At 46.2% G+C, this 11,309-nt stretch carries 3 protein-coding genes; 1 reads left to right on the top strand and 2 read right to left on the bottom strand.

Annotated features, from left to right (window positions below; all coding sequences use genetic code 11):
* Nucleotides 1-176 precede the first annotated feature (176 nt).
* Nucleotides 177-1,811 (top strand): leucine-rich repeat domain-containing protein, encoded by a 1,635-nt coding sequence (locus QUB25_RS26410; protein WP_333187904.1) that lies wholly within the window; start codon nt 177-179, stop codon nt 1,809-1,811.
* A 935-nt stretch (nt 1,812-2,746) separates the two neighbouring features.
* On the opposite strand, the gene QUB25_RS26415 is transcribed toward QUB25_RS26410, so the two are convergent.
* Entirely contained in the window at nt 2,747-3,808 is a 1,062-nt protein-coding gene (locus QUB25_RS26415; protein ID WP_333187907.1) for a calcium-binding protein, read from the bottom strand.
* A 233-nt stretch (nt 3,809-4,041) separates the two neighbouring features.
* Nucleotides 4,042-10,896 (bottom strand): clostripain-related cysteine peptidase, encoded by a 6,855-nt coding sequence (locus QUB25_RS26420; protein WP_333187910.1) that lies wholly within the window; start codon nt 10,894-10,896, stop codon nt 4,042-4,044.
* Nucleotides 10,897-11,309 lie beyond the last annotated feature (413 nt).

An 11,309-nucleotide genomic window follows, 5' to 3' on the forward strand; every position in this document is an offset into this window, starting at 1 on the left:
TTTTAAACTACGACTCATAAACGCACCATAAAAGCTATCTCTCTATTATATGCAACTTCACATAAAATTGGTATAACCCGGACGGTGCGTGACGGCAATTCTCCAATGTTACCATTGATTTTAGTCATTTTTAGCCGTCACACACCCTACTTAATCTTATGCGGAGTTGATCTACTATGAAATCGATTAGCACAGTTGCTCTGATAATAAATATTTGGGCGTTCAGTGGCTGGGGATGGGGAATCGCTCAAGCCGCCGAACTCGATCGGGGAAGCTCGTTCAAAGAGTGGTGTCAAAAGCAAGCCAGTTTGTCAGCCGAGGCGAGAATCACTGTAGAGGTGCTGTTAGCAAAAGCAGGTACAAATGATTGCGAACTCGCTGCCAAAAATCTGTTAAGTCTCACTGAACTTTACCTCGGCCAGAAAGGGATCAGTGACCTGAGTCCCTTATCAGAATTGACAAACTTGGAAGAGCTTCACCTCAACGACAACAACCGAATTATAGATGTCAGCCCTTTGGCAAGATTAAAAAACCTTAAGGAGCTTTCTGTCAGCGGCAACCAAATTGCTGATATCAGCCCTCTAGCAGGACTAAAAAACCTGGAGTCACTTTCCCTTGGCAACAACCAAATTGCTGATGTTAACCCTCTAGCAGGACTCACAAATCTAACTTGGCTTGCCCTCTACAATAACAAAATTACTGATGTCAGCCCGCTAGCAGGAATGACAAAATTAACTGGGCTTAATCTTGACAAAAACCAGATTGCAGATGTTAGAGCTTTGGCGAGGCTAACAAACCTAACTCGGCTCGATCTGATTGCCAACCAAATCGCAGATATCAGCCCTCTAGCAGGACTGACAAACCTGAAGAGGCTTGACCTTGAAAGTAATCAACTCAAAGATATCAGCCCTCTAGCAGGACTAAACAACTTGAATGAGCTTAACCTCACTCTCAACCAAATCAAAGATGTCAGCCCTCTGGCGAGACTGAAAAACCTGAAGGAGCTTATGCTCACTCTCAACCAAATCAAAGATGTCAGCCCTCTGGCAGGATTGACTAATTTGGATTGGCTTAATCTTCGCTTCAACCAAGTAGAAGATATCAGCGCTCTGGCAAAACTGGCAAATTTGACTACGCTTTATCTGCAAGATAACCAAATTAAAGATGTTAGTTCTTTAGCAGGAATGACAAAGCTCAAGCAGCTCGATCTAGAATACAACCAAATCAAAGATGTCAGCTTTTTAGCAGAAATGACAAATTTGCAGCAACTTAACCTTGAAGGTAATCAAATAGATGTCAGATATCTGGTAGGACTAAAAAACGTAAGTTCGCTTAACCTTGAGAATAACCAAATCAAAGATGTTAGCTCTTTAGCAGGATTAAAAAAGCTGAGTTCTCTTGACCTCGACAACAATCAAATCCAAGATGTTAGTCCTCTAGCGGGACTGACAAACCTGACTTACCTTAACCTTGAAGGCAACCAAATCAAAGATGTCGGCCCTCTGGCGAGGCTGACAAATTTGAAGTTTCTTAACCTTAAAGGCAAGCAAATTGAAGATGTTAGTCCGCTAGCGGGACTGACAAACCTCACTGGGCTCAATCTTGAAGGCAATCAAGTCAAAGATGTTCGTCCTTTGGCAAAACTGATAAATTTGCGATCGCTTAATCTCCGCTTCAATCCAGTTGCAGATTTCAGTCCTCTAGCAGCACTGAAAAATCTGAGTTCGCTTGAGGTGGCAGATAATGCGATCGCGCGGCAAAGTTGTCCAGTCAGTGGGTTAGTCAGTGGGTCAGAAGTTTGCCAGTTTTGAGAAAAATGCGTTGCTGAACTTGCAAACCCTCTTGCCGATCGGAATTTACCAAGAATTTCTTGATGGTACCCGCCACGTGATTTATCCGTGGAATCAATCCAAAATCGAAAATCTAAAATCCTCAAGCCCCCGCATTTATCCGTGGGGTCAATCTAAAATCTAAAATCTAAAATCTAAAATCGATTGACTCTAGTGTATCTCGAAGTCAGTTGTTGTTACCGGGACTCGATCGAACACTATCTTATCGGGACTTACGCATTACCCCTATATCCTGTAGGAGCAATCCCCCCGTGGTTGCCCCTATCCTTGAGCCTCCTGCGTAAATCCTGTCATAAGCTGTTCTACATTTAAACTGTGTGTCAAAAATCAATAAAACTCTTGTGGGACGGGCTTCTAGCCTGTCCAGAATTTCCAATTTGAATGCGTAACAGCTTATCATGTTCGGTCGATCGATCAGATAAGTAAGTCGGTGGGAAAGTTTATAACTATGTAACAAAAAATTAAGTAACCAGATCGGAGCTAAATTTAATGCGTTTTGTAGGGTAGTTTCCTTTTTTTCCTCTATCTTCTACCCCATTAATTACGGCATAAGCCAGCTCTAATTCATCCTCAAACAAATGTCGCAGCTAGCTCGTCTTTTTTGATATGTTGCCTCTCCAATTGTATCGGATTCATTTCTGAACAATATTTGGGTAAAAATAAGATATATAGACCCTTTTTAACATATTTGAGTTTTTTCTCACCTACTTACTTAATCAATAGTCCGGACAGTTTTTATATAGCCCAATGGCTTATTCTGTAGGACTTTGAGCCACTGTGGATAATTAAATCAATGTCAGCTCCACCCCTACGCGGCATTTAATTCGACTTTATTTATGATCCTTGCCGTGTAAAGCTTGTAGTCTGGTTCCCAAAACTGTCCGGAGTATTGTTAATCACAATTGAAAAGAAGGCAAACTTTCCACAAAAACTGGCAGCAGTGATGAGAAAGGAGAGGGAAGCGGCGGTATCGGGAAGGGAATTTCAGGAAGAGACGGGAAGGATGGAAAGTCTCGCGATGGCGGTGTAAAGCCAGTCGAAGCGATCGCGCAATCTGATAGATTCACATCAGTAATATTTTGAACATCGGCGATTAAATCCGATCCGACCAATATCCGAGTTCCCCGTCTCGTACCGTCATCATAAGATTCAAATCGATAAAAGAAGAAGCGAGGACCGTTACGATCTTGTACGAAACCAACGACTTGGATTTTGTCGCCTTCGCTCCGGTTAAAATCTTGAATAATGGCATGGCGACCTTCACCGCCATAGAAGAGGTCAGGACTGGCATTTAATGAACCGAGAACAAATATGTCAGCTTCACTTTGCCCAATTAAGTGATCGATTTGTTCTCCAGTTGATGAAAAGCTGTAACCCGATATGATGTCATTACCTGGCCCGCCAATCAGAGTGTCGCTGCCTTGATTTCCCTCCAGAAAATCGTCTCCTGCATTGGCGTTGATGTAGTCATTATCTAAGTCACCTATTAGAGTGTCATTGCCACCGTCTCCCAACAGGCGATCGTTACCTTTGCCGCCCATTAAAAAGTCGTTGTTACTGCCACCAAACAAGCGATCATCTCCATCTCCTCCGATCGCCGTATCATTGCCTTGACCGCCGTTAAGACAGTCATTACCAGCCCCTCCGAAGATACTGTCGTTATTGTCTTCTCCTCTGATTAAATCCGCACCTTCGCCACCCTCAAGAAAATCATTGCCGGCACCTCCTTCAAGTTTGTCGTTGCCTTCGCCACCGCTGAGACTGTCGTTACCAAAGTCGCCCAAAAGGCGATCGCTACCGACTCCACCTGCGAGACTATCATTTCCTTCTCCGCCATCTAAAGTGTCATTACCATCCAAACCAGATATAGTATCATTCCCTCCCAGCCCGCACAGGGAATCATCGCCAATTTCACCAGCTAGTAAATTATTGAGATTGTCACCGCATATAACTACCATAAATTTGTCCTCCTGAAAACTATTTCACAACAGTCAATAAATTTTAGATTTTGGATTGTTCCCGTCCACTCAATTTTTGGTTTTGGATTTTGTAAGAACTTTAGTCCTGATTGACCTTTTGTAGTAAGGGATGCAAGTCTTGCTTCACCTAAATCTGTAACAGAAAACTGAAGTCCTTACTAGAAAAATAATTTCCTGTAAGGACACTGGCGATCGCCAGTGTCCCTAATGTTTTAACTGAAATCAGTGATGCTAATTTGGTTAGCGGTCACGCCACTGATAGTAGCTAAAATTTCGCCAGTTGCTGTCAAGCTGATTAACGTGGCAGTGTTGCTAGGGGTAATAGAAATTTGCGAAAATGTTAAATTTTCCGCAAGTGCGAGGAAGTCGATGCCGGCTTCAAAATCGAAAATGATATCGCTGCCCGAATTGGCTGAAATTAAGAAGCGATCGCTCCCATTTCCTCCTATCAAACTGTCATCGCCGTTTTCACCGCTGAGAAAATCGGCTCCGTTACCGCCCAGCAAGATATCGCTAGCTTGACCGCCGTAAAGACTGTCATTGCCTTCACCTCCACTCAAGCTATCTTGACCGCGATTTCCAAATAGGATATCTTCCCCATTATTGCCCAACAAATTATCGCTTTCTTTGCCGCCGTAAACAGTGTCATCCCCGTCGCCACCGTCGAGGGAATCATTGCCTTGATTGCCGTGTATCCAGTCATTGCCACCAAAACCGCTGAGAGTATCATTGCCGCGTTTGCCGGCCATTGTATCGCTGCCGCTGTCGCCGGAGAGGCTGTCGTCGCCGTCAGTGCCGGTGAGATTGGAGTTAGCTGCGATCGCATCTATTTCTCCTTCAATCACCGGAACGGCAGGTGTATCGGGCAATGTCGTTTGTTGAATTTTGGTATCTAAGGCAGTACCCGTATTTTCGGCAATAACTTGGGCGATCGATTTCGTACCTGTACCGACTGCTTTTAAGTCTTCAGAGGTTGCGCCTAGGGCTACTTTTTGCACGCGGGCAACTTCTCGGTTAATTGAAGCTGTTGCAGTGTTGGATACAACTTGGTCAATGCGCTGATTTGCTTCGGCCATTACCTTAGCTGCATCCGGGGCAATTTGCAACAATTGCTGAGTGTTTAAATCCGAGTCAAATTGTTGCGCTGCTGTGGCGGCGCGATCGACAATTGTTGCTAACTGAGTTGCATCGCTGAGATTGAGAGTTGTCCCCGATTGAATTTGTTGAACGATCGCACTTACAACTGCTTTTACGCTGTCGGTATTGCCCAGAATCGACGCACCGTCTATTAAAGCAGCAGTTTGCGTAATGACGTTTTGTACCTTGACCATTGCAGTCAAAGTTTCTACTCCACCCGCGATCGCGTTTTCCGTAGCTGCGATCGGATCTAAACCCGTTATGTCAACATTAGCGGGAATGGAAAGTGAGGATTTGACGAGAGATTCGGCGCGATCGCTGTCAATTCCTTTGTCAATTAAATCCGCTACTAAACTGGTTAACAGGGTGACAACAGTAGCGTAAGGCGGGGCAGTGACAGGCGTTTCCAAAGGCAAACCAGTTGCTGTATCAATGCCGCCGAAAGCAACAATATTGCCTTCTTCTGGATCGAGTTCGCCATTTTGATTTTTGTCAAAAATATTGGAGTCGAGATCGAGATCGAATTCGCCGCTATCCGCAGTAGTGGCAGAAGGTTCGCTAGCATCGAGTACCCCGTTCTTGTTAGCATCGAAAAAGACAGTAGCACCAGCGATATAACCGTCAATCACAAAACCGCCGAGGGCATTACTCTTGAACCGAATTACCTCGCTAACACTCGCGCCAGATTCATCAGTTCCCGTTACCTTTAACCAATAGTCAAAAGTTGACGGGCGAGTTGAGCCTAAATTGATAGTACGGGTTGCGGAATTAAAAGTTAGCCAGGAAGGCAAAGGAATTTCCGGGAAACTTGAACCGGCAATTGGTTGGCGATACAAACGGCCATTGAGATCGGTTTCCCAGGTAAATGCAGATGAACTTAAATCGCTCAAATTTGCCAGGGCGATCGAATAATTAATGCTGTCGCCCGGATTGGGGTCAGTATAGGTATTGGCAGCTAAATTAAAAGCATTACCACTTTGAGAAAAACCTAGCGCTGCACTTTGAGAAAACACAGAACGATTGACAACAGGTGGGTTGTTGACAACAGGACTTTGCCACCAATTAAGAAACTCATCCCATTGAGTGTCAGCAGCAAAATCTATAATCGTGCTGTTGTAATCTGGGTTTAAAGCTTCACCGCGAGATTGCAAATAAATTGACAGCCCAGTTCCACCATAGGACAGACCTGAATGATTTTGGATAATTGCCAAATTGTAAGCATCAAAAGCTGTTTGAGCTGCGGTACGAATGCTGTCGGATATTGTAGAATCGCCAGCAACATTGGCAAGAAACGTTCCCAAATCGCGGTAATGCGAGTAATAAAAGTCTGCTGAATTATTGCGGTGTACCTGCAATCGATCCACATCTGTTGCTGTGGCACCACTGACGATCGCAGTTGCCAGATCGCTCATTGCTGCTGACAAATCGCCGATCTTCGATAAGTCAGTAGCTGATTGCGTCTGGGAACCGCCATAAGAATCGCCGTAGTTAGTGACGATCGCGCTGCCTAATTGAGCGGGCGACCAAGTAGGATTAGCTTTGAGTTGCAATAAAATTGGGTCGTAAGGCCAACCATCTCCGGGCTCTAGGTCCTCTGAACCGACAAAAACCGATCCCTCATCTTTAACCTGGTGAGCAACTTCTAGCATCGCCATCAGACAAGCATCGAAGCCGATCAGATCCATATTTTCTGGCACCCCTGCTAAAGCAGCCCCCACCTCGCGGTTTTCCAAAACATCGCCTGACTCCCAATCGTTAGCAACGGTTCTGGCTGTTGCCGTATTGCGCCAACCGTCACCGTGATCCCAAACCACGATCGCGTAGTTGTCAGCGGGATAGTTGGCTGTACCCCAATTCACGAAGTTTGTAAGGTTATTGGGATCTCCCATGTTGACTTCGCCGACGCTGGTTCCCCAGGTCAAATTTGGCAAATCTCCCGCCTGGATTAACCCCCGACGAGTGTCTGTCCAGTTGTCGTAAGTAGCATCGAAACCGGGAGTGCGATCGAATTGCACGACAATATTGACATCACTGTTAGAGCCAACGGATGACATTTCCAAAAAGTCTTCGATGCCGAACGGTTCCAAGTCGTTGGCAGCGGCCATGTAAACCATAAAAGTCCACTTGGCTGGGGCGCGCGTTGGTGACTCGCTTGGTGTCGGAGTCGGTGTGGGCGTTGGAGTCGGTGTTAGCGCTGGGATTGGCGTGACTAATGGTGTGGGCGTTGGCGGTGTGGGTGTTGGCGGTGTTGGTGTTGGCGGTGTGGGTGTTGGCGGTGTTGGTGTTGGCGGTGTTGGTGTTGGCGGTGTTGGTGTTGGCGGTGTTGGTGTTGGCGGTGTTGGTGTTGGCGGTGTTAGCGGTGTTGGTGTTGGTGTTGGCGGTGTTGGTGTTGGTGTTAGCGGTGTTGGTGTTGGTGTTGGCGGTGTTGGTGTTGGTGTTAGCGGTGTTGGTGTTAGCGGTGTTGGTGTTGGTGTTGGTGTTGGCGTTGGCGATGTTGGCGTTGGTGTTGGCGTTGGCGATGTTGGCGTTGGTGTTGGCGTTGGTGTTGGCGATGTTGGCGTCGGTGTTGGTGTTGGTGTTGGCGTGTCATTGTCGGTAATGGCGACAGTGACACGCCCGATCGCAATTCCGCTATATTTCCCGTCGGTACTTGTTACGGCGTGACTGATTGTACCTGTGTGAGTACCTTCTACAACTGTGTCGTCCGCCGCAGTCACAGTCACAGTTTGGGCAATATTCCAATTAGTGCTGTCGAAGGTGATGGGGGCGATCGCACTTATTTGATTCCCCCCGTCAAAGCTGACTGTTACCTGCGCTGTTGGCTGCGAATTTAGCTGAAGTGTATAACTTTCCGTTGCACCGCCTTCTGCTGCTGTGGTACTGGTGGGATTAACGGTAACGCCGACTGTATCGCTGTCGCTGTTAGTAACGCTGACATCGGAGGGATTGAAATTGTTGTAATTGCTGTCTGTACTAACAGCAGCCTCAGTAACAATAGTGTAAGCAATATCACCGTCAGCGATATTGTCGCCAACACCTGTCACCGTTACCGTCTGCGCCTGATTCCAGTTATTGGGAGTGAAACTTAAGGTATTAGTAGAAACTGTTCCTTCTGCGGGATTAGAACTGCTTAAAGCTACCGTAACAGGTGCCGTAGGTTGAGTGTTGAGGACAACACTCAAATTAGCCGTACCTCCCGCTTCTGTTGTAGTTAATCCTGCTGTGGGATTAACGGTAATGCCGGCAGTTTCGTTGTCGCTATTCGTAACGCTGACATCGGCAGGATTGAAATTGCTGTAATTGCTGTCTGTACTAACAGCAGCCTCAGTGAAAATAGTGTAAGTTTGAGTGCCGTCAGCAATATTGTCGTCAACGCCTGTTACCGTTACAGTTTGCGGCGCACTCCAATTGGCAGGAGTGAATGTCAGCGAGGGTGTAGAAACTGTTCCCTCGGTAACATTGGAACTGCTTAAGCCAACAGTCACGTTAGCAGTTGGTTCAGAGTTGAGTTGGACAGTAAATGTTGCTGTTCCTCCTGCTTCTGTGGTACTTAATCCGCTATCGGGATTGACTGAAATTCCAGCAGTGTCGTCATTAATAATCGTAGTTGTAGCAGTAGCAGTACCAATTGTCGAACTGCCGCCGGGAAAACCGCCATCAGGCAATGTGACGGGATTAGATAGAGTGACGGTAATAGTTTCGTCTGGTTCAACGCTACCATCACCCAACACATCTAGGGTGACAGTTTTCGATGTTTCGCCAGAGGCAAAATTAATCAGGCCAGTCGTACTTGTTGCGCCAGAAGTGCCGATATTATTGTAATCGCTGCCGTTGGTTGCAGTGCCACCAATTGCATAATTGACAGTACCTCCTGAATCAGTACCGCCACTGCGACTAACAGTAAATATCAGCGGATTTGTGCCGGAGTTGCCTTCAGGAACAGTACCAGCACTAGCACCAACTGTGTAAATAATCGGATCGTTAGCAGGAATTGTTAAGGTAGTTTCAGAGATTGTACCTGCAAACCCTCCCCCTCCCGGACTCGTACCAAAACTCAAGACAACTGCTTCATTCATTTCTGCAAGGTTGTCTGGTTTAATAGTGACAGCTATATTTTGAGTCGAACTGGCACTACCTGCGGGAAAAGTAAGAGTATTAGTAGAAAGAGTATAATCGGCACCTTGAGTCGCTCGTGAGGTGCCAGCAGGAACGGGCAAGACAGTTGCGATCGGTACAATCAAGTCAGTAAAGCGCAAACCGTCTTCGACATTCACAGGAATATTAACAGTCGCATCTGCGTCTCCTTCAAGACTGCTGTACGCAGAATTAGCAAAACTTGCTTTCAATAGCACATTCAACAGAATTGAAACTCTGTTACTGTTGGTATTTGCGACAGCAATATCTGGTCTGGTATCAGAGTTAAAATCTCCAACCGCGATCGCGCTCGGATTCGTTCCCCCAGTATTATAATTAAACGGCCCGTTAAACGTTCCTTGACCGGTGCCAGTTAAAATTGAAACATCATTAGAACTGACGTTCGCTACAGCTAAATCGGGTTGACCGTCAGCGTTGAAATCACCAACGGCAATATCATCAGGATCTACCCCAACATTAAAGTTAGCAGGATTGCTAAAAGTGCCTTGGCCTGTCCCTGATAAAATTGATACGTTCTGACTGCCTGTATTGGCTACAGCCAGATCGGATCTGCCGTCAGCGTTAAAATCTCCAACTGCGATCGCGCTGGGACTTGTGCCGACATTCAAGTTGGTTCGATTGCCAAAAGTGCCTTGACCCGTACCGAAAAAAATAGAAACGCTGTTAGCGGGACTCCTGTTAGTGGCAACAACATCGAGATTGTTGTCGCCGTTAAAATCTCCGATCGCGATCGCTAAAGGGTTGGTTGCAGTCCCCACATTGTTAAAATCACCAAAAGTTCCTTGACCATTGCCTAAAGCAATAGAAACTTGGTTGTCTTCGGCCACAACTAAGTCAGCCAAGCCGTCTTGATTAAAATCTCCCGCAGCGATCGCCTGTTTAGTGATGCCGGGACCAAAGTTGTTAGGATTGCTAAAGTTGCCTTGCCCTGTTCCTAAAAAGACATAAGCCCCTCCTCCTATATCGCCGCCAATTGCTACCGAGACAGCTAAATCGGGAAGCGAATCCCCATTAAAATTGCCCGCCACAATACCGCTGGGAGATCCTGCACTCCCCAAGGTCAAGTTAGTAGCAGTTCCAAAATTACCTTGACCTGTTCCCAACAAGATCGACACACTGTCAGAATTTCTGTTAGCTACTGCTAAATCGAGAAGGCCATCTCCGTTAAAGTCCTGGCTAACAATAGCTGTAGGGCTATTTCCTGTTGTCAAGCCAGTAGGTGTTTGTTTAAACGTATTGAGAACGTGGCCGTAAGCTGCGATCGCTTCTGGCCCAAATGCAATGCCAGCTTTGATTGTCCCCGCTGTCACTGCCAATTCCCAGTCGCCGCCGCCTTGTGCACAACCTGTCAGATTCTCAGAAGCAGCAACACTTGCCCCTGTTAGTTGACTCAAACGCTGTACCAATGCTTTGCCTATATTTCCTCGGCCAACATTACAGCCGTAGAGGAGAATTTCGGCATTTGGTGTCAGGGATTGCGCCCATGCTTGGACTGCTGCTACGCAATTACCCGCACGATATCTCAAATTTTTCCAACTCAATTCAACGTTCCCCAGTTGCACGCAACCGGGTTGCCCGTGGGCAATAATGTGAATTACTGAAAATTGCTCTCCCTGCAAAGCTTCGGCAATTTGTTCCAGGCCGTTGCGGTTTGACTCTAATTGAATTACCTCGGTTTCAGGGATAACGCCGTCGATTAAGATTTGAGGGTCGGGGACGGCAGCATCGATAAATGCGATCGCTTTTGTGGAAAGTGGAGTTAGTGAGTTTAACATGACACACCTGGTAAGAATAAAATAGGATATTAGGATACCCTATGACTTATGTTTTTGTTTAGCAGCAATCCAAAAAATATTTGTTTTTCCCACTTTCGTTATCAAAAATTCATATAAGTTTTGAGAACTTAACCAACTATATAATCATTAATTTTTAACGTATCGATGATGTACGGATGCCACTCAATCTTGTTGCATCCAGACAGATAGTCCTGGACGCACTGCGAGACTCAGAAACCAAGTTTTTTACCGAATCAGAGGGCGAGAATGCGTCTTCTCATACATCAAACCCGGTTTCTCAACTCCGATGCGTCCACGACTAATCGAGATAGTCAGGCGGTCTTTAGTATCTCTGCGGAGAGTCAAACAAGGTTTACAAGCAATCCCTCGCTGGTCGCGCCAGCCGAGGGCGC

This window comes from Microcoleus sp. B3-D7 (genome assembly GCF_036705305.1).
In the GTDB taxonomy this organism is placed as follows: Bacteria; Cyanobacteriota; Cyanobacteriia; order Cyanobacteriales; family Microcoleaceae; genus Microcoleus.